The 19,298-nt window shown below is 61.8% G+C and carries 17 protein-coding genes; 11 read left to right on the plus strand and 6 right to left on the minus strand.

Annotated elements, in window-relative coordinates:
• Positions 1 to 30: 30 nt before the first annotated feature.
• Together BM110_RS13410 and rimK are read left to right on the plus strand one after the other, a co-directional pair.
• Positions 31 to 495 carry a retropepsin-like aspartic endopeptidase RimB gene (locus BM110_RS13410; RefSeq protein ID WP_371322030.1) on the plus strand — a complete coding sequence of 155 codons (465 nt, stop codon included), beginning with the start codon at positions 31 to 33 and terminating at the stop codon, positions 493 to 495.
• Positions 492 to 1,397, plus strand: a complete 906-nt coding sequence (gene rimK / locus BM110_RS13415) for a 30S ribosomal protein S6--L-glutamate ligase (protein ID WP_010214091.1) — start codon at positions 492 to 494, stop codon at positions 1,395 to 1,397. Before BM110_RS13410 ends, rimK begins: the two co-directional genes overlap by 4 nt.
• 95 nt (positions 1,398 to 1,492) lie before the next feature.
• Here rimK and BM110_RS13420 read toward each other — a convergent pair whose 3' ends face one another.
• Positions 1,493 to 2,806, minus strand: coding sequence for an ATP-binding protein (locus BM110_RS13420; protein ID WP_071492496.1), 1,314 nt, complete (start codon positions 2,804 to 2,806; stop codon positions 1,493 to 1,495).
• Between the two features lie 117 nt (positions 2,807 to 2,923).
• The gene (ompR, locus tag BM110_RS13425) at positions 2,924 to 3,664 is read right to left on the minus strand and encodes an osmolarity response regulator transcription factor OmpR (protein WP_016979041.1); all 741 of its coding nucleotides are present in this window, start codon (positions 3,662 to 3,664) and stop codon (positions 2,924 to 2,926) included.
• Between the two features lie 357 nt (positions 3,665 to 4,021).
• Here ompR and BM110_RS13430 point away from each other — a divergent pair, with 357 nt between their 5' ends.
• From BM110_RS13430 to tauD, 7 genes are all read left to right on the plus strand, one after another.
• Positions 4,022 to 6,346: a Tex family protein gene (locus tag BM110_RS13430; protein ID WP_092248546.1), complete on the plus strand. Its 2,325-nt coding sequence runs from the start codon at positions 4,022 to 4,024 to the stop codon at positions 6,344 to 6,346.
• The gene (locus tag BM110_RS13435) at positions 6,346 to 6,729 is read left to right on the plus strand and encodes a PaaI family thioesterase (RefSeq protein ID WP_034108628.1); all 384 of its coding nucleotides are present in this window, start codon (positions 6,346 to 6,348) and stop codon (positions 6,727 to 6,729) included. Before BM110_RS13430 ends, BM110_RS13435 begins: the two co-directional genes overlap by 1 nt.
• Positions 6,730 to 6,943: 214 nt before the next feature.
• Complete coding sequence (gene gshA, locus BM110_RS13440) at positions 6,944 to 8,527, plus strand: glutamate--cysteine ligase (protein WP_071492499.1); 1,584 nt, start codon at positions 6,944 to 6,946, stop codon at positions 8,525 to 8,527.
• 189 nt (positions 8,528 to 8,716) lie between these two features.
• Positions 8,717 to 9,694, plus strand: a complete 978-nt coding sequence (gene tauA, locus BM110_RS13445) for a taurine ABC transporter substrate-binding protein (RefSeq protein WP_092248555.1) — start codon at positions 8,717 to 8,719, stop codon at positions 9,692 to 9,694.
• A 16-nt stretch (positions 9,695 to 9,710) separates the two neighbouring features.
• A complete protein-coding gene (gene tauB / locus BM110_RS13450; protein ID WP_093513575.1) occupies positions 9,711 to 10,490 on the plus strand; it encodes a taurine ABC transporter ATP-binding subunit in 780 nt (259 codons plus the stop codon).
• Positions 10,487 to 11,323, plus strand: a complete 837-nt coding sequence (gene tauC / locus BM110_RS13455; RefSeq protein WP_093513576.1) for a taurine ABC transporter permease TauC — start codon at positions 10,487 to 10,489, stop codon at positions 11,321 to 11,323. The genes tauB and tauC overlap by 4 nt, the downstream gene beginning before the upstream one ends.
• Before the next feature lie 15 nt (positions 11,324 to 11,338).
• On the plus strand, positions 11,339 to 12,175 hold the full coding sequence (tauD, locus tag BM110_RS13460) for a taurine dioxygenase (protein ID WP_092248565.1): 837 nt from the start codon (positions 11,339 to 11,341) through the stop codon (positions 12,173 to 12,175).
• Positions 12,176 to 12,245: 70 nt separating this feature from the next.
• Here tauD and mgrA read toward each other — a convergent pair whose 3' ends face one another.
• From mgrA to BM110_RS13475, 3 genes are all read right to left on the minus strand, one after another.
• Positions 12,246 to 13,283 carry an L-glyceraldehyde 3-phosphate reductase gene (mgrA, locus tag BM110_RS13465; protein WP_071492504.1) on the minus strand — a complete coding sequence of 346 codons (1,038 nt, stop codon included), beginning with the start codon at positions 13,281 to 13,283 and terminating at the stop codon, positions 12,246 to 12,248.
• A 108-nt stretch (positions 13,284 to 13,391) separates the two neighbouring features.
• Positions 13,392 to 14,720 carry an OprD family outer membrane porin gene (locus BM110_RS13470; RefSeq protein ID WP_093121675.1) on the minus strand — a complete coding sequence of 443 codons (1,329 nt, stop codon included), beginning with the start codon at positions 14,718 to 14,720 and terminating at the stop codon, positions 13,392 to 13,394.
• A 161-nt stretch (positions 14,721 to 14,881) separates the two neighbouring features.
• The gene (locus BM110_RS13475; protein ID WP_071492506.1) at positions 14,882 to 15,772 is read right to left on the minus strand and encodes a LysR family transcriptional regulator; all 891 of its coding nucleotides are present in this window, start codon (positions 15,770 to 15,772) and stop codon (positions 14,882 to 14,884) included.
• Between the two features lie 120 nt (positions 15,773 to 15,892).
• Between BM110_RS13475 and BM110_RS13480 the strand changes: the two genes are divergently transcribed.
• Both BM110_RS13480 and BM110_RS13485 read left to right on the plus strand, forming a co-directional pair.
• Positions 15,893 to 16,624, plus strand: a complete 732-nt coding sequence (locus BM110_RS13480; protein ID WP_093513577.1) for an SDR family oxidoreductase — start codon at positions 15,893 to 15,895, stop codon at positions 16,622 to 16,624.
• A gap of 44 nt (positions 16,625 to 16,668) precedes the next feature.
• Positions 16,669 to 17,124, plus strand: a complete 456-nt coding sequence (locus tag BM110_RS13485) for a DoxX family protein (RefSeq protein ID WP_256575405.1) — start codon at positions 16,669 to 16,671, stop codon at positions 17,122 to 17,124.
• Positions 17,125 to 17,221: 97 nt separating this feature from the next.
• On the opposite strand, the gene betT is transcribed toward BM110_RS13485, so the two are convergent.
• Positions 17,222 to 19,183 (minus strand): choline transporter BetT, encoded by a 1,962-nt coding sequence (gene betT / locus BM110_RS13490; protein ID WP_165447923.1) that lies wholly within the window; start codon positions 19,181 to 19,183, stop codon positions 17,222 to 17,224.
• Positions 19,184 to 19,298 lie beyond the last annotated feature (115 nt).

The following is a 19,298-nucleotide window of genomic DNA, read 5'->3' on the forward strand; positions in this document are numbered from 1 at the left end:
CGGTTATCCATATTGAAGACATTTGACCATTTGACCGTTGTGGGTCTGCGTGAGTGGGTGGCACTTCCCGACTTGGGAGTAGCAGGCCTGCGCGCGAAGATCGACACCGGTGCCAGCACCTCGAGCCTGCACGCCACCGACATTGAACCGTTCGAGCGCGACGGCGAGCAGTGGGTGCGTTTTACCGCACACTTGGGCAGCGTCGTGCAACTGCGTCACCGCCGCTGCGAAGCGCCGCTGGTGACGATGAAAACCATCAAGAGCTCCAATGGCCATGCGCAGGTGCGCTATGTCATCAGCACCACGCTGGCGCTGGGTGATCGGGTATGGCGGGTGGAGTTTACCCTGGCCTGCCGCAAGGCCATGCGTTACCGCCTGTTGCTGGGTTCCAAAGCCTTGATTGACGGCCATTTGGTGGTCAATCCCGGCATCAAGTACGTACAAGACAAGCCGGTGTTCCCGGTCTCTACCCTATCTGCCCCAGGTGCTGCATGAAGATTGCTGTGCTGTCGCGAAACCCGCGTCTGTATTCCACCCGCCGCCTGGTTGAGGCCGGCACCGAACGTGGCCACGAAATGGTGGTGATCGACACGTTGCGTGCCTATATGAACATCGCCAGCCACAAGCCGCAGATCCACTACAGGGGCAAGCCGCTGGAAGGGTTTGATGCCGTGATCCCGCGAATCGGCGCTTCGGTGACGTTTTATGGCTGCGCAGTGCTGCGCCAGTTTGAAATGATGGGGGTGTTTCCTCTCAACGAATCGGTAGCCATTGCCCGCTCGCGGGACAAGCTGCGCTCGCTGCAGTTGCTGTCGCGCCGTGGTATCGGCCTACCGGTGACTGGCTTCGCCCACTCCCCCGACGACATCCCCGACCTGATCGACATGGTCAATGGCGCGCCGCTGGTGATCAAGGTGCTGGAAGGCACCCAGGGTATCGGCGTGGTGCTGTGTGAAACTGCGACGGCGGCGGAATCGGTGATCGAGGCGTTCATGGGTCTCAAGCAGAACATCATGGTGCAGGAATACATCAAGGAAGCCGGTGGTGCGGATATCCGCTGCTTCGTGGTGGGCGACAAGGTGATTGCGGCGATGAAACGCCAGGCCAAGCCGGGGGAGTTCCGCTCCAACCTGCACCGTGGCGGCAGCGCCAGCCTGATCAAGATCACCCCGGAAGAACGCATGACCGCACTGCGGGCGGCCAAGGTGATGGGGTTGAGTGTGGCGGGTGTGGATATATTGCGCTCCAACCATGGGCCACTGGTGATGGAGGTGAATTCATCACCGGGTCTGGAAGGGATCGAGACCACCACCGGCAAGGATGTGGCGGGGATCATCATTCAGCATCTGGAGAAGAATGGTGGGCCAAATATGACCAGGACCAAGGGCAAGGGCTAGAGAAGCAGCCAGCACCCTCAAGCTTTAAGCTGCAAGGACAGGCAAAACAATCCGCCTTTCTCTTGCAGCTTTAAACCGGGAGCTTGCAACTGTGCCTATACCGCATCCCTGGGCAACATCAGCCCAAGCGGCAAGCGTACCCGCGCCTCCAGGCCACCCTCTTCGCGGTTGCGCAACTCAACATTGCCACCATGCATCGAAGCAATCCGCCGCACAATCGCCAACCCAAGGCCAGTGCCCTTGCCACCCCGGGCACGGTCGCCACGGGTGAAGGGGTTGAAGATGCCTTCCAGCTCGTCCGGGTCGATGCCCGCCCCCCGGTCCATCACGCTCAGCACCACATAGGGCGCTGCACTGTCGCCAGACACATACGCCGCCACTTCCACGTCAGAACCGGCGTGATGCAAGGCGTTGCCAATCAGGTTGTTCAACAGGCGCTTCATCGACACCCGACGCAACGCAAACGGCCGGATCGGCTCCAGACGCATGCGCACCTGTTCGCCGTTCTGGTTATAGGGCGCGACCACCTCACGCACCAGGTCCGTCAGGTCGACTTCTTCCACTACCTCATCACGGCCATCGCGGATAAACGCCAGGAACTGGTCGAGAATCGCGTCCATGTCCTCAATGTCGCGGACCATGTCATCGGTGAGATCAGTATGGTTGCCCATCAACTCCAGCGACAGGCGCAATCGCGTCAACGGTGTGCGCAAGTCATGGGACACCCCCGCCAGCATCAGCTCGCGCTCGCGCCCAGCCTGTTCGACGTCTTCCGCCATCTGGTTGAACGCGCCATACACCTCGGTCATTTCGCTGGGCGTATCGCTGACTGGCAGGCGCACACTACGCCCCTGACCCAACTGGCGGGCGGCAAACACAAGACGCTTGAGCGGCTGGTTGAGCTGACGCACAAAGATCCACGCCGACGCCGTTGAAAGCAGCCCGATCGCCAGGAACCAGCCCAGCACGTTCCAGATTTTCTGCCCCCGCAGCGGATGCGGATACAACGGCACCTTCAACCAGTCCTCGCCCAGGCTCGGCGCACGCACCCACAATGCCGGCGATACATGCATGCGCAACCGCACCTCGGTGTCTTCACCGAGTTCAGCCTGCATCTGGCGCTGGTAGATCTCACTGTAGGGCCAATGCTGCTCGCCTTCCGGCACACCCGCGCCCGCCACACGAACCAACGTAGCGGCCTTGGCGATTTTTTCGCGATTCTCAGGGTCAGCTGCCCAATAGGCACGCAGGGTAAGGGCAACACCGTGACTGTATTGTCGATCCACCAGCACGTCCTCGTTCATCAACAGATAAACCAGCGTGAGTGCCTTGGAAAACAGAACGACGATCAGCACCAGCCAAAGGGTGCGGGAGAAGAAACTTTGGGGGAACCACAACGGGGTTTTCATAGAAGACAGCTGGATACCTTGCAGAAACGAGCGGCGCTCGCAGAATTGCAGACGCCGGGCATCCCGTCGACCCTCATGGAGTCAGACACCGGGAGGCCCGTAACTGCAAATCATCGGTCAACTGGTTTTGTTGCCATCCGGCACAAACACATAACCTACGCCCCACACCGTCTGGATATACCGTGGCTTGGACGGGTCCGGCTCGATCATCCGACGCAGTCGGGAGATCTGCACGTCGATGGAGCGCTCCAGCGCGTCCCATTCCCGGCCACGGGCCAGGTTCATCAGCTTGTCGCGGGTCAGCGGCTGTCGAGCGTTCATCACCAGGGCCTTGAGCACGGCGAATTCGCCGGTGGTGAGCATGTGCACTTCATCGCCACGCTTGAGCTCACGGGTCGCCAGCGACAGTTCGTAGTCGCCAAAGGTGACACTTTCATCTTCGCTGCCCGGTGCACCCGGTACCGGTGGGGCCTGCCGACGCAGTACGGCCTTGACCCGCGCCATCAGCTCGTCGGGGTTGAAGGGTTTGGCCAGGTAGTCATCAGCGCCCAGTTCCAGGCCCTTGATGCGACTCAGCTCATCGCCCTTGGCGGTGAGCATGATGATTGGAATCTGGTTGTTCGCGCCGCGCAGGCGCTTGCAGGCCGTCAGGCCGTCTTCACCGGGCAGCATGAGGTCGAGTACGACCAGGTTGAAGACTTCGCGCCCCAGCAGTCGGTCCATCTGCTCGGTGTTCGGCACCGCGCGGGCACGGTAACCCTTGGAGTTGAAGAAACGCTCCAGCAGGCTGCTCAGCCCCGGATCGTCATCAACGATGAGAATTTTTTCGCCTTCAGCAGTTTGTGCAGTGCTGCTCATTGGATGCTCCTCTTATCTCGGCGCGCATTATGGCCTAGCTGCCGTTATACGCACCGTGTGCATTGTTAGCAGATTTTTCCTCTACCGCCAGCGAACCCGCGCCCTACAACCGTTGGCGCAATCCCCCCCAAGGACAGAACGCTGGTTATAATGCGCCGCCGCCGTGCAGGGCAACGTCAGATCGTTACCGTTTGCTGCCGAGGCTTTTTTCACCCGCTTGTCGCGATTTTTTCGATTTCGAGGGTCAATAGGCAGCCTCTTGACCCAGGCAGCGGCGCCAGTCGGGCCGCTCAACCAGCCTCCCAGGGCCTTGTTTTCCGGGCCTGCGAGCTGCTTTTCAGAATTTCAGGTGGTTTTATGGACAGCATCAACAGCCGCATCGCCGAGGAACTCGGTGTACGCCCACAACAGGTCGAAGCGGCCGTCGCTCTACTGGATGAAGGCTCCACGGTGCCGTTCATCGCCCGTTACCGTAAAGAAGTAACCGGCAGCCTCGACGACACCCAACTGCGTCACCTGGAAGAGCGCCTGCGCTATCTGCGAGAACTCGACGAACGGCGCATCAGCATCCTCGCCAGCATCGAGGAACAGGGCAAGTTGACCCCGCAACTCGAGCGCGACATCAAGCTCGCCGACACCAAGACCCGCCTCGAAGACCTCTACCTGCCTTACAAACAGAAGCGTCGCACCAAGGGCCAGATCGCCCTGGAAGCCGGCCTGGGCGAGCTGGCCGACGGTCTGTTCAACGACCCGTCGCTGACCCCGGAAACCGAAGCTGCCCGTTTCATCGACGCCGAAAAAGGCGTCGCCGACGTCAAGGCCGCCCTCGAAGGTGCCAAGTACATCCTCATGGAACGCTTCGCCGAAGACGCCAGCCTGCTGGAAAAGCTGCGCAGCTACCTGAAGCAGGAAGCCATCCTCAGCGCCCGCGTCATCGCCGGCAAAGAGGAAGAAGGTGCCAAGTTCCGCGATTACTTCGAACACGACGAGCCGCTCAAGAGCATGCCGTCCCACCGCGCACTGGCAATTTTCCGTGGCCGCAACGAAGGTATTCTCAGCTCCGCGCTGAAGGTCGGCGACGAATTGCCGGGCACCATGCACCCCTGCGAAGGCATGATCGCCCAACAATTCGGCATCCAGAATCAGAACCGTCCTGCGGACAAGTGGCTCGGTGAAGTGGTGCGCTGGACCTGGAAGGTCAAGCTCTACACCCACCTGGAAACCGACCTGCTGGGCGAGCTGCGCGACGGTGCCGAAACCGAGGCGATCAACGTGTTCGCCCACAACCTGCACGACCTGCTGCTGGCCGCCCCGGCCGGCCCGCGTGCCACCCTGGGCCTCGACCCGGGCCTGCGTACCGGCTGCAAGGTCGCCGTAGTCGACGCCACCGGCAAACTGCTGGACCACGCCACGGTGTATCCGCATGTGCCGCACAACAAATGGGACCAGACCCTCGCGATCCTGGCCGCCTTGTGCGCCAAGCACGCGGTGGACCTGATCGCCATCGGCAACGGTACCGCCAGCCGCGAGACCGACAAGCTGGCCGCCGAACTGATCAAAAAATACCCGGCCATGAAGATGACCAAGGTCATGGTCTCCGAAGCCGGCGCTTCGGTGTACTCGGCGTCGGAACTGGCGTCCAAGGAATTTCCGGACCTCGACGTGTCGATCCGTGGCGCGGTATCCATCGCCCGTCGCCTGCAGGATCCGTTGGCCGAACTGGTGAAAATCGACCCTAAATCCATCGGCGTCGGCCAGTACCAGCACGACGTGTCGCAGCTGAAGCTGGCGCGCGGCCTGGACGCAGTTGTGGAAGACTGCGTAAACGCCGTGGGCGTCGACGTGAACACCGCCTCCGTGGCACTGCTGGCGCGAATCTCCGGCCTCAACGCCACCCTGGCACAGAACATCGTCAGCCACCGTGACGAAAACGGCGCGTTCAAAACCCGTGCCGCGCTGAAAAAAGTCGCACGCCTGGGTGAAAAAACCTTCGAACAAGCCGCCGGCTTCCTGCGCGTCATGAATGGCGACAACCCGCTTGACGCGTCTGCGGTCCACCCGGAAGCCTACCCGCTGGTGCAGCGCATCGCCGCCGAGACCGACCGCGACATCCGTTCGCTGATCGGCGACGCCGCTTTCCTCAAGCGCCTGGATCCCAAGAAGTACACCGACGAAACCTTCGGTGTGCCGACCATCACCGACATCCTGCAAGAGCTGGAAAAACCTGGTCGCGACCCACGCCCCGAGTTCAAGACCGCCGAGTTCCAGGACGGTGTCGAAGACCTCAAGGACCTGCAACCGGGCATGATCCTCGAAGGCGTGGTGACCAACGTGACCAACTTCGGCGCCTTTGTGGACATCGGCGTGCATCAGGACGGTTTGGTGCATATCTCCGCGCTTTCGGAGAAATTCATCAAGGATCCTCGCGAAGCGGTCAAGGCCGGTGACGTGGTCAAGGTCAAGGTCATGGAAGTCGACATCCCGCGCAAACGCGTCGGCCTGTCGATGCGCATGAGCGACACCCCCGGCGAGAAAATCGACGGTGCCCGTGGCGCGCGCCCAGGCTCGGCACCGCGCCAGTCGCAAAACAATACGGCTCGCAAGGAAACCGCCACCGCAGCCCCAAGCAACAACGCCATGGCCTCGCTGTTCGCCAACGCCAAGCAGTTGAAGAAGCGCTGATGGAGATCCCGGCCGGCTTGACCCAGAGCGCCTTCAGCGAACTGATCGGCTGCCGCCTGCAACGCCTTGAAGAAGGCGTTGCCGAGGTGGCCCTGACCCTGGAGCCGCAACTGCGCAACCGCGCGGGCAAGCTCCATGGGGGGGCGATTTTCAGCCTCGTGGACATTACGATGGGGCTGGCCTGTTCCAGCGCCCATGGTTTCGACCAGCAGAGCGCGACCATCGAGTGCAAGATCAATTACATCCGCGCCGTGTCGGACGGTGACGTGCTGTGCACCAGCCGGGTGATTCATGCCGGCCGCCGCACGCTGGTGGTCGAGGCGGATGTGTATCAGGACGAAAGACTTGTCGCAAAAGCACAGGGCACCTTCGCTGTCCTATAGCTCCCCACCCCCGATTTGAGTTAATTTCGGCGCTGCACTAACGGCGTCGGAATTTTCTCGCTGCGCTGTAGCCAAATTCATGGAGTGAAGTCGGCATATTCAGAGCGGGTCAAATCGACTCAAAACCAGGCGATCACGCCAGTTTCAACTTCACCCTTGTAGACCGTCCTGCCCACCCCCATATTGGGGCGACTGACGCGTGAAGGAATCCAACTTGAGCGAACTTCTCAACCGCCGCCTGGCCCTGCTCGGCAAGCGCGAACACCTCTCCCTGCTAGAGCAGTGCTTGCACGGCATCGAGCGCGAATGCCTGCGTGTCACCGGTGAGGGTCGACTGGCGCAAACGCCGCACCCCGAAGCCCTGGGCGCCGCGTTGACCCACGAACAGATCACCACCGACTACTCGGAATCGCTGCTGGAGTTCATCACTCCCGCCCTGCCCGACCCGGCCGATACCCTGAGCAGCCTGGACAAGATCCATCGCTTTGCCTATACCAAGCTCGGCAGCGAATACCTGTGGAGCCCCTCCATGCCGTGTCCGTTGCCGGCCGAGGAAGATATTCCGATTGCCTACTACGGCACCTCCAATATCGGCCAGCTCAAGTACGTGTACCGCAAGGGCCTGGCCCTGCGTTACGGCAAGACCATGCAGTGCATCGCCGGCATCCACTACAACTTTTCCCTGCCGGAACAGCTGTGGCCGCTGCTCAAGGAGACGGAAGGGTTTGTCGGCACCGACCGCGACTACCAGTCCAACGCCTATATCGCGCTGATCCGCAATTTCCGCCGCTACAGCTGGCTGTTGATGTACCTGTTCGGTGCTTCGCCGGCTCTGGACGCCGGGTTCCTGCGTGGTCGTTCGCACCAGTTGGAAGTGCTCGACGCCGACACGCTGTACCTGCCCTACGCCACCAGCCTGCGCATGAGTGACCTGGGTTACCAGAGCAACGCCCAGGCGGGCCTCACGCCGTGCTACAACGACCTGGCCAGCTACACCGACAGCCTGCGCGAAGCGGTGGCAACGCCCTACGCGCCCTACGTCGAAATCGGTACGCACAAGGACGGTGAGTGGGTACAGCTCAACACCAACATCCTGCAGATCGAAAACGAGTACTACTCCAACATCCGCCCCAAGCGCGTGACCTATACCGGCGAGCGGCCGATCCAGGCGCTGATGGCCCGTGGCATCCAGTACATCGAAGTGCGCTGCCTGGACATCAACCCGTTCCTGCCCATGGGCATCGACTTGCAAGAGTCGCGCTTCCTCGACGCCTTCCTGCTGTTCTGCGCACTGAACGACAGCCCGCTGTTCGCCAACAACGAGTGCGGCAACGCCACGTCCAACTTCCTCAGCGTGGTCAAGGAAGGTCGCCGTCCGGGCCTGCAATTGCAACGCCAGGGCCAGCCGGTGGACATGAAGGAGTGGGCGTCCGAGTTGCTGGAGCAGATTGCACCGCTGGCTGCCTTGCTGGACGAGAGCCACGGCATCACTGAGCACAGCCAGGCGCTCGACGCCCAGTTGGCCAAGGTCAACGATTCGTCCCTGACCCCGTCGGCCCAGGTGCTGGCGGCGATGGCCGAGCGTAAAGAGAGTTTTGCGCAATTCTCCCTGCATCAGAGCCAGTTGCACGCCGAGCATTTCCGCAAGGAGCCGCTGGCGGCTGAAGAGCAGGCGCGCTTTGAAGAGCTGGCGCGGACGTCGCTGGCGCAGCAAGCTGAGCTGGAGCAGAACGAAGTGGGCGATTTCGATGTGTTTGTTGGGTCGTACCAGGCCAGCATTCTCGCCATCAGCAACTAAGTAAGCTGAAACCGGGGCAAATATGGGAGGGGGCAAGCCCCTTCTCACATTTGACGTCATTTCAATTCACGATCAGCGCCCGCGGTTCTTCTCATAAGCTAATTCGAAAATGTTATTTATTTTCGGATTCTTAGATCATTTAGGCTCCTCACACGCCGACCCTCGGCCGCCTGATTGAGGAGCTTCCCCTTGAAACTGCTAACCCCTCTGCGTCTCCTGGCCGCATTGTCCCTGGCCGGTGCCAGCCTGTTTGCCCAGGCGGCGGACGTGACCATCGCTTACCAGACCACCGTGGACCCGGCCAAAGTCGCCCAGGCCGATGGCGACTATGAAAAAGCCACAAACGCCAAGATCAACTGGCGCAAATTCGACAATGGCGCCGACATCATCGCCGCCATCGCTTCCGGCGACGTGCAGATCGGCTACCTCGGTTCCAGCCCGCTGACTGCCGCGATCACCCGCAAGGTACCGGTGGAAACCTTCCTGGTCGCCACCCAGATCGGCGGCGCCGAAGCCCTGGTAGCGCGCAACGGTTCGGGCATCAACAGCCCGCAGGACCTGGTCGGCAAGAAAGTCGCCGTACCCTTCGTGTCCACCGGGCACTACAGCCTGCTGGCCGCGCTGAAGCACTGGAACATCGACCCGTCCAAAGTGACCATCCTCAACCTCGCGCCACCGGCGATCATCGCCGCCTGGAAGCGCGGTGATATCGACGCCACCTACGTATGGGATCCTGCCCTGGGCGTGGCCAAGGAAAACGGCAAGGTGCTGATCACCTCGGGCGAACTGGCCAAGTTCGGCGCGCCGACCTTCGATGCCTGGATCGTGCGCAAGGACTTCGCCGAGAAGCACCCGGAAATCGTCACCGCGTTCGCCAAAGTCACCCTGGATGCCTACGCCGCGTACCGCAAAGACCCACAAGCCTGGCTCGCCGACAAAGGCAACGTCGACAAACTGGTGAAACTCTCCGGCGCCAAGGCCAGCGACATCCCACTGCTGCTGCAAGGCAACGTCTACCCGCTGGCCGCTGACCAGGTGACCCTGCTGGGCGCACCGACCACCAAGGCTGTGACCGACACCGCCGCGTTCCTCAAGGAACAAGGCAAGGTCGACGCCGTGCTGCCGGACTACGCCCCTTACGTCAGCGCCAAATTCATCACTCACTGATCGGGAGTTCATTGCGATGGCCTTGCTACAACTGGAGCGCATCAGCGCACAGTACCCAGGCGCCACAGAACCGGTACTATCAGACATTTCACTCGACCTGGGGCCCCAGCAGTTGCTGGTGGCTCTCGGCCCGTCCGGCAGTGGCAAGACTTCGCTGTTGAACCTGATTGCCGGTTTCGTCAAACCTTGCGCCGGGCGTATCACCCTCGATGGCGTGCCGGTCAACGGCCCCAGTGCTGAACGCGGCGTGGTGTTCCAGGACGACGCCCTGCTGCCCTGGCAGGATGTGCTGGCCAACGTCGGCTTCGGCCTGGAGCTGGCCGGCGCGCCCAAGGCGCAACGCGAAATACGCGCCCGGGAAATGCTCGCGCTGGTCGACCTGGCCGGGTTCGACAACCGACGCATCTGGCAGCTTTCCGGTGGCCAGAAGCAACGTGTCGGCCTGGCCCGCGCCCTGGCCGCCGACCCTCGTGTGCTGCTGATGGACGAGCCCTTCGGCGCCCTCGACGCCTTCACCCGCGAACAGATGCAGGAGCTGTTGCTGCAAGTCTGGCGGCGCACGGCCAAGCCGGTGTTCCTGATTACCCACGACATCGAAGAGGCGGTCTTCCTCGCCACTGATTTGATCCTGCTGGCGCCCAACCCCGGCCAGATCGTCGAACGCCTGCACCTGGACTTCGGCCAACGCTACGCCGCCGGTGAGTCGGCGCGGGCGATCAAGTCCGACCCACGCTTTATCGAAACCCGCGAACACGTGCTGGGCAAAGTGTTCTCCCAACGGCAGGTGTCCGCATGAGCAGCTACGAACTTCCCGCCACGGTGACCAAACCGGTGGCGCCCGCAGTTGTCCCGGTACGACGCAGCCTGAGCACGCGCTGGATCAGCGTGTTGACCCTGGTCGCCTTGCTGGCCCTCTGGTGGGCCGTGACCGCCAGCGGCTTGATCGAACCGCTGTTCCTGCCGCCGCCGTCCGCCGTGCTGCAAAAGGGCTGGCTGCTGGCGACCACCGGCTATATGGACTCCACCTTGTGGCAGCACCTTGGCGCGAGCCTCAGCCGTATCGGCCTGGGCCTGGGCTTCGCGGTGCTGACCGCCGTGCCGGTTGGGATCGCCATCGGTTCCAACCGAATCGCCCGTGGCATCCTCGACCCGCTGATCGAGTTCTACCGACCGATCCCGCCGCTGGCCTACCTGCCGTTGATCGTGATCTGGTGCGGCATCGGCGAGCTGTCCAAGGTGCTGCTGATCTACCTGGCAATCTTCGCGCCGATAGCCATCGCCACCGCCACCGGCGTGCGCACCGTCGACCCGGCCAGACTGCGTGCGGCGCAGTCGCTGGGTGCCACCCGTGCCCAGTTGATTCGCCATGTGGTCCTGCCGAGCGCCCTGCCCGACATCCTGACCGGCGTGCGCATCGGGCTGGGTGTGGGTTGGTCCACGCTGGTCGCCGCCGAGCTGATCGCCGCCACCAGCGGCCTGGGCTTCATGGTGCAGTCGGCGGCGCAGTTCCTGGTCACCGATGTGGTGGTGCTGGGGATTCTGGTGATCGCCCTGATCGCCTTCGCCATGGAAATGGGCCTGCGTGCCCTGCAGCGTAAATTGGTGCCGTGGCATGGCCAGGCACACTGAGTGAATGAGAACCGCATGAGCAGCCTGACCGTTACCCCATTAAGCACCGCCCTGGGCGCCCAGATCAGTGGCGTCGATATCACCCAGCCGCTGCCCCCTGAACAGCGCGACGCCATCGAACAGGCGTTGCTCACCCACTCGGTGCTGTTCTTGCGCGGCCAGTCGATCACCCCGCAGCAGCAAGCGCGGTTCGCGGCGAATTTCGGTGACCTGCATATCCACCCGATCTACCCCAACGTGCCGGACCAGCCCGAAGTGCTGATCCTCGACACCGCCGTCACCGACGTGCGCGACAATGCTGTGTGGCACACCGACGTGACCTTCCTGCCCACTCCGGCGCTCGGTGCAGTACTCAGCGCCAAGCTGCTGCCGGCGTTTGGTGGCGATACGCTGTGGGCCAGCGGGATTGCAGCCTATGAAGCGTTGTCCGAACCGCTGAAGCGCTTGCTCGATGGGCTGACGGCGACCCATGACTTCACCAAGTCCTTTCCGCTCGAGCGCTTTGGCAACACCGCCGAAGACCTGGCACGCTGGGAAGAAACCCGCAGGAAGAACCCGCCGTTATCGCACCCGGTGGTGCGTACGCATCCGGTGAGTGGGCGCAAGTCACTGTTCGTGAGTGATGGGTTTACCACCAGGATCAATGAGCTGGAACCGGCGGAGAGTGAAGCCATCTTGAAGCTCTTGTTCGCCCACGCGACACGCCCGGAATTTACCATTCGCTGGCGTTGGCAGGAAAACGATGTGGCGTTCTGGGATAACCGCGTGACACAGCACTACGCGGTGGATGACTACCGGCCGCAGCGGCGGGTGATGCATCGGGCGACGATTCTTGGGGATGTGCCGTTCTAAGGTCAGGCCCGTTAGTCATCACACCAGAAATCAAATGTGGGAGGGGGTTGCTCCCTCCCACATGGACTGTTTATTCAGCCGTGGATGGCTTTTCCCACAGGTTGATCCCGCCTTCCTGGGCAAACCGATCGATCTCCGCCAGTTCTTCCACGCTAAAGCTCAAGTTCTTCAACGCACCGACGTTCTCGATAATCTGCTCCGGCCGGCTTGCACCGATCAGCGCACTGGTCACCCGTGGATCACGCAACGTCCAGGCCAGTGCCAGTTGGGCCAGGCTCTGACCACGACGCTGGGCGATCTCGTTCAGCGCACGCACGTGGGCGATGTTGGTTTCGGACAGGTGCTTGGCCTGCAACGAACCACCGCCCGGGCGATTCACCCGTGCATCCGCCGGTACGCCGTTGAGGTACTTGTCGGTCAGCAAACCCTGGGCCAGCGGCGTGAAGGCAATCACCCCGGCGCCGAGCTCTTCGGTGGTGTCCAGCAGGTCTTTTTCCACCCAGCGGTTGAGCAGGTTGTAGGCCGGCTGGTGAATCAGCAGCGGCACTTTCCACTCTTTGAGCAGGGCGGCGATTTCGCGGGTTTTTACCCCTGAGTAGGACGAGATACCGATGTACAACGCCTTGCCTTGTTGCACAGCAGTGGCGAGGGCACTGGCGGTTTCTTCCAGGGGGGTGTCGGCGTCAAAACGGTGGGAATAGAAGATATCCACATAGTCGACACCCAGGCGTTGCAGGCTCTGGTCGAGGCTGGCCAGCACGTACTTGCGCGAACCTCCGCCCTGGCCGTAAGGGCCGGGCCACATGTCCCAGCCGGCCTTGCTGGAGATGATCAGTTCGTCGCGGTAGTGCTTGAAGTCTTCACGCAGCAAACGGCCGAAGTTGATCTCGGCGCTGCCGTAGGGCGGGCCATAGTTGTTGGCCAGGTCGAAGTGGTTGATCCCCAGGTCGAACGCGGTGCGCAGCAAGGCGCGCTGGGTGTCGATCGGGGTGCTGTCGCCAAAGTTGTGCCACAGGCCCAGGGACAGTGCGGGCAGCACCAGCCCACTGCGGCCTACGCGGCGATACGGGATAGATTCATAGCGGTTTTCGGCAGCAATGTAAGTCATCGAATCCTCTCTTGGACGTCGGCAAATAAGGCCTGGGAATAAGGGTATTCCCAGGCCTTTTAACCAGCTGAATCGCTTAAGTCTGCCGTTCCGTTCTACAGCAATTGCCTACCAGAGTGGAACGACATAACTCACATAGAAGCGGTTTTCATCTTGCACGGTAGCACCGCTGATGTCCGGGCTGGCATGGGCGTTTTTCCAGGTGACACCCAGGCCTTTGAGGGTGCCGGTAGGCACTTGATACGCCACGGCGACGTTACGTTCCCATTCGCTGGTAGTGCCTTGCGCCGTGCGGATGTCATCGCCGTGGGCATAGGCGGCGGAGAACGTCAGGCCCGTGAGGCCAAGCTTACCGAAGTCATACTTGTACTGCGCAAGCCAAGTGCGCTCACCGGCGTGTTGAAATTTATTCAACTGCATGTTGGTCAGCGCCGGCGTGTCGGCGCCTGAGCCTGGGCCCTGGCGGTTGTCGCCGCTGTTCAGGCCGGAATCCAGGTAGGGGAAGTCGCTGTCGCCGCTGTTCTTCTGGATGCCCAGGCCGACGGTATGACCGTCCAGGCTGTAGCTCTCAAGCAGGCTGGCGGTGGTCTGGTTGATACGCCCCTTGCCCGTGCCGTCACCGTAGAGGCCGGCGGCTGCGTAGTCTTTGTCGCCATCGGCGTTGCCGCCCACGCCCAGGCTGCGGAACACCCGCAAGTCGGTGTCGATCGCGCCCACGGACAAGGCGTCATGCCGCTTGGCGCCGAGGAAGAACTGCTGGTAGTAATCCTCAAGGTTGGAGTACCACAGGCTGACCGTGGTGTTCTGGATGCCAGTGTAGTCCGCACCGCCGAACAGGAAGCGATCGCTCTCTTTGGTGCCACCGGCGGTGATCATGCCCTGGTCGCCGGTTTCGTTGCGGATCTTGGTCTTGAAGATATCGCCGCCGGTGAAGGTGAAGTCACTGAGGTCCTTGGACACCAGCTGCACACCCGTGTTGGTCTGCTGGTAAAGGCGCCCGTCGGTGTTGGCCAGCACCGGGTTGTTGCCGTAGAGCGTACCCAAGCGCAATTCATCCTTGGCGAAACGCATCTTGAACGTCGGGCTCAACACACCGAACTGGTCGGCGGACTTGCCGTTGTCCAGCGGGAACATGCTGCCCGGGTAGCGGCCCTGGTGATCCTTGTCGTTGAGGTCGCCGCCAGAGTCCAGCTTCAACCCATAGAACGCCTGCAGGTCCAGGCCAAACCCCACCGGGCCTTCGGTGTAGCCGGACTTGAAGTTGAACTCGAAACCCTGGCCCCAATCGCGAATGCTGTGGGCCTTGGCGTTGCTGTTCACCACGTCACGCCCCTGCTGGTTGAGGTAGCGGTTGAGCAGGGTCACATCGGCGTGGCTGTCATCGATAAAATCGGCATGGGCGGACAGCATAAAGCTCGCCATGGCGGCACCCACCATAGGGCTTATCAACGTCTTCATTGGTACCGGTCTCCGTCACTGTTCTGAAATGAAAGCGTCAAACGCTTCACACAATTACGCAGTGACCAGATGACAGTTACGCGTCAAACCGTGGCGTGAACGGATGAAATTAAATTTAAGAAACCCTTCTATTACACGGCTTAGCGGGCATTTTCGAAGACTTCGGCAAGCCAGTCGACGAACACCCGCACCCTCGGCGACAAGTGTCGGTTCTGCGGATACAACACCGACACCGGCATCGACGGCGGCGGTGTGTCAGGAAGGATTTCACGCATCACGCCCTGCTCGATCAATTCGGCCATGCGGTAGTGCGGGCACTGGATAATGCCCAATCCCGCCACTGCGCTGGCGGAATAAATCTCGGCGCCGAACACCGACAGCGCACCCTGGATACTCACTTCCTGCAGCTCGCCGTCCACCATGAACTCGAAGGGAAACAGTTTGGCCGTGGTGCGCGAAACATAGTTCACCGCGCGGTGCTCACTCAGCTCGGCCAGGCTCTTGGGTTCGCCGTATTTACGCAAGTACGCAGGGCTTGCGCAGGTGACCTGGCGCAGGTTGGCGACGCGTCGGCCGATCAGCGCGGAGTCACCCAGGGCGCCTGCGCGCAGCACGCAATCCACGCCTTCGGCGATCAGGTCGACAAAGCGATCCGCCTCGCTGATCGACAGCTCGATCTCCGGGTAACGCGCCATGAATTGCGGCAGTGCCGGCACCACAAAATACTTGGCCAGCGTACCGTGCAAATCCACGCGCAAACGGCCCTTGGGCGCCACGCTGCGAAATGCCAGTTCGGCCTCTTCCAGTTGCGCCAGTAACTGCAAACAGCGTTGGTAATACGCCTCGCCATCCAGGGTCGGGCGCACGCGACGGGTGCTGCGCTCCAGCAGGCGCGTGCCCAGCCACGCTTCGAACTGGTTGAGGGTGTGGGTCAGGGTCGCCCGGGGCAGATTCAGGTCATCGGCCGCCAGCGTGAAGCTGGAACGCTCGTAAATCCGCACGAAAACCTTCATGGCCTTGACTTGATCCACGCTGCACTCCGTCGCGCCTATTGTTGGCGATTATTGAACAGTCAAGGCAACTCTGGCGCATTTATCGCCCTGGGTAAACATGTGAACCTGCTTCCACCTACCGTTAAAGGAACCCAGATCATGACGACTCAAGTAGCAATCATCACCGGCGCTTCCCGTGGCATCGGCGCCGTCATTGCCAAGCAACTCGCCGCCGACGGTTACGCCGTGGCCATCAACTACGCCAGCAGTGCCACCGAGGCGTCGAAACTGGTGGTGGAACTGCGCCAGGCCGGTCACCGGGCCATAGCGATTCAAGGCGACGTCGCCAACCCCGCCGACATCACGCGCCTGTTCGACCAGGCCGAGGCACAGTTGGGCAAGGTCGACGTACTGATCAACAACGCCGGCATCCTCAAGACCCTGCCCCTGGCCCAGCACAGCGATGAGCTCTACAACCAGAACTTCGATATCCACACCCGTGGCACCTTCAACGCCCTGCGTGAAGCCGCCACGCGCCTGAACGACGGCGGGCGCATCGTCAACTTTTCCAGCAGTACCGTCGGCCTCAACTTCCCCGGCTACGCGGTGTACATCGCCAGCAAGGCGGCGGTGGAATCCCTGACTCAAGTGTTCGCTAAAGAGATGCGCGGGCGCCGGATTACCGTCAACGCGGTGGCGCCAGGCCCGGTCGCCACCGAACTGTTCCTTCACAGCAAGACCGAAGAACAGATCCAGGGCATGGCCAAGATGCCGCCGCTGGAACGCCTGGGCCAACCGGAAGATGTCGCCCGCGTGGTGGCGTTTCTGGTGAGCCCGGCCGGTGGCTGGGTGAATGGGCAAATCCTGCGCGCCAATGGCGGGCTGGTCTGAGTCGTACATCTGGGCCAGCGATGTTCACTTTGTGGAGTTCTTTCATGCCAACCTTATCGATCCCCGCACTCGCCCCGCTTTACCGCTTTGCCGAACCCCTTGCCTACGCGCTGCTGCGCGCAGGTTTCGGGGTAATCATGCTCACCCACGGCCTGCCCAAATTGCTGGGCCGTGCACATGGTTCGATGGCCGACCCGATGGCGGCATCCATCAACCTGATCGAGAACCGCCTGCACCTGCCGCAGCCGGAGTTGATCGGCCTGCTGGTCGCGTTGTTGGAAGCGGTGGGCGGGTTGCTGTTGATCCTCGGCCTGGGCACACGGCTGGTCGCGGCCATGATGACCGTGCAGATGCTGACCATTGCTTACTTATTGGGGCCGACGTGGGCATGGATCGACCGGGGCATCGAGTACCCGGTACTGATGGCGCTGCTAGCGTTGTACCTGGTGTTTCGCGGTGCAGGCCACTACTCCCTGGACAGTGCGTTGGGCAAGGGGTAGTCACTGCCGGCCAGCCCAGGTGTCAGAGCTGGTGATCGGCAGTGGCGTGTTCGGCGCGCCGTGAGTGGCACTGGCCCTGTACATCAGGGCCTGAACCTCAACGCACCAAGTGCAGGAACTGCAGGTGCCGTTCGTACTGGTCGAGGATGTCGTTGATGATCTGCTCCTTGGTGTAGCCCACCAGGTCGTAGTCCTGGCTGCCCTCGGCCAAGTGCACTTCCGCGCGGTAGTAGCGGCGGTTGTTGATCTCCTTGGAGCCCATGCCGCCACGGGCGAACGACGGCGTGAAGTAGCCGCGCATCTGCACCTGGTAGACGAAGGGATGTTCCTCGCCATGGCCGATTTCCAGGCTGACGCTGTCGTTGGAAGGGTCGGGCTGGGTGACCACACTCAGGCCCTTCTCGACGAACACCGCCGTTACCTCCTCAATCGCCGGACGCACGGTTGATTCCAGGAAGCGATACACCTCATCCCGCGACGGGAAATGCACCGCCTGGCTCAAACGCTGACGCCAGCCGCCTCGGCCCTTGCGCGCCGCCGAAACCGGCGCCAGCGAATGCAACTGGGCGATCTGCTTTTGCGACTCCAGGTAGAACGCCTTGTGCAGCCCCCACATCATCAGCAGCAGGATCATCGAGAACGGCAGCGAGGTCAGTACTACCGCTGACTTGAGCGAATCAATACTGCCGGCGAACAGCAAGGCGCTGGTGACCAGCGCGGTCATCGCCCCCCAAAACACACGCAGCCATTTCGGTCCGTCTTCATCGGCGTTGCCGCCCTTGGACGACAGGGTCGACAGCACCACGGTGCCGGAGTCGGCCGAGGTGACGAAGAACACGAAGCTGATAAACACCGTGACCGCGATGACGGTTTTGCTCCAGGGGTAGGTTTCCAGCAGCAGGTAGAGGCTCATCGACGGATCATCGATGGCCGACTGGCCGAGCGCGGCCATGCCGTGGTTGAGCACCTGGTCGATGGCGCTGTTGCCGAAGATCGACATCCAGGCCAGGGTGAAACCCAGCGGGATCAGCAGCACGCCGAACACGAATTCGCGGATGGTACGACCACGGGAAATCCGTGCGATAAACAGGCCCACGAACGGCGACCATGCGATCCACCAGGCCCAGTAGAACACGGTCCAGCCACCCAGCCAGTCGCTGGGTTTGTCGTAGGCGTATACGTCGAAACTCTTGGTCGGCAAGGCGCCCAGGTAGTCGCCGATGTTCTGGATCAGGGTGTTAAGCAAATGCTGGGTAGGCCCGGCGAACAACACGAACAGCAGCAGCGCACAGGCCAGCAGCATGTTGATGTCGGACATCACCCGCACGCCCTTGTCGACGCCGGCCACAGCGACCAGGATCGCGGCGCCCATCATCAGCGTGATGAGACCGACCTGGATCCACTGGGTATGGGCAATGCCAAACAGATAATCGAGACCGGAGTTGAGGTGCAGCACCCCAAAACCCATATCCGCGCCGAGGCCGAACACCGTGGCGATAATGCCAAAGCCATCCACCGCGTAACCGATGGGGCCATTGATGCGTTTGCCAATCAGCGGGTACAGCGCCGAGCGCAACGCCAGCGGCAGGTTATGCCGGTAGGCAAAGTACGCCAGGGCCATGCCCACAAACGCGAACACGCCCCAGCCATGCAGGCCCCAGTGCAGAAACAGGATCTGCATGGCCTGGCGCGCAGCGTCGGCGTTCATCGGCGCGCCCTGCGGCGGTTGCACCAGGTGCGTCAGCGGCTCGGAGACGCAGAAGAAGAACAGCGTGATGCTGATCCCGGCGGCGAACAGCATGCCGGCCCAGGACAGGTAACTGAATTCGGGCTCGTCGTGGTCGGCACCGAGTTTTATCTTGCCGTAGCCCGATAGCGCGGTGACCACCACGAAGACCAGATACAGGGTCATCGCCAGCATGTAGTACCAGCCGACCGTGTTGGCCGCCCAGTTTTGCGCCGCCAGCAGCCAGGCACCGGCCTGTTGCGGGATAGCGATGACGGTGATGCCGAACAGCAGGATAAACGTCGCGGCAAAGTAGAAGACCGGCGCATTCATGCGCACCAGGCCGCTGGATGGGGTGGACGATGCACTCATGAACGATGCACCCCAAGGATGAGGGATATGGCTGTGAAAAACGGACTCAGCAAAGGTAAGCCTCCTGTTGTGAGCG

This window comes from Pseudomonas sp. NFPP28, from assembly GCF_900115535.1.
Lineage (GTDB): Bacteria > Pseudomonadota > Gammaproteobacteria > Pseudomonadales > Pseudomonadaceae > Aquipseudomonas > Aquipseudomonas extremorientalis.

Bases quoted from the DNA above. Each gene is read 5' to 3' on its own strand.
- rimK (WP_010214091.1), top strand. From the start codon at position 492: ATGAAGATTGCTGTGCTGTCGCGAAACCCGCGTCTGTATTCCACCCGC.
- BM110_RS13420 (WP_071492496.1), bottom strand. From the start codon at position 2,806: ATGAAAACCCCGTTGTGGTTCCCCCAAAGTTTCTTCTCCCGCACCCTT.
- ompR (WP_016979041.1), bottom strand. From the start codon at position 3,664: ATGAGCAGCACTGCACAAACTGCTGAAGGCGAAAAAATTCTCATCGTT.
- BM110_RS13430 (WP_092248546.1), top strand. From the start codon at position 4,022: ATGGACAGCATCAACAGCCGCATCGCCGAGGAACTCGGTGTACGCCCA.
- BM110_RS13435 (WP_034108628.1), top strand. From the start codon at position 6,346: ATGGAGATCCCGGCCGGCTTGACCCAGAGCGCCTTCAGCGAACTGATC.
- tauB (WP_093513575.1), top strand. From the start codon at position 9,711: ATGGCCTTGCTACAACTGGAGCGCATCAGCGCACAGTACCCAGGCGCC.
- tauC (WP_093513576.1), top strand. From the start codon at position 10,487: ATGAGCAGCTACGAACTTCCCGCCACGGTGACCAAACCGGTGGCGCCC.
- tauD (WP_092248565.1), top strand. From the start codon at position 11,339: ATGAGCAGCCTGACCGTTACCCCATTAAGCACCGCCCTGGGCGCCCAG.
- mgrA (WP_071492504.1), bottom strand. From the start codon at position 13,283: ATGACTTACATTGCTGCCGAAAACCGCTATGAATCTATCCCGTATCGC.
- BM110_RS13470 (WP_093121675.1), bottom strand. From the start codon at position 14,720: ATGGTGGGTGCCGCCATGGCGAGCTTTATGCTGTCCGCCCATGCCGAT.
- BM110_RS13480 (WP_093513577.1), top strand. From the start codon at position 15,893: ATGACGACTCAAGTAGCAATCATCACCGGCGCTTCCCGTGGCATCGGC.
- BM110_RS13485 (WP_256575405.1), top strand. From the start codon at position 16,669: ATGCCAACCTTATCGATCCCCGCACTCGCCCCGCTTTACCGCTTTGCC.
- betT (WP_165447923.1), bottom strand. From the start codon at position 19,183: ATGAATGCGCCGGTCTTCTACTTTGCCGCGACGTTTATCCTGCTGTTC.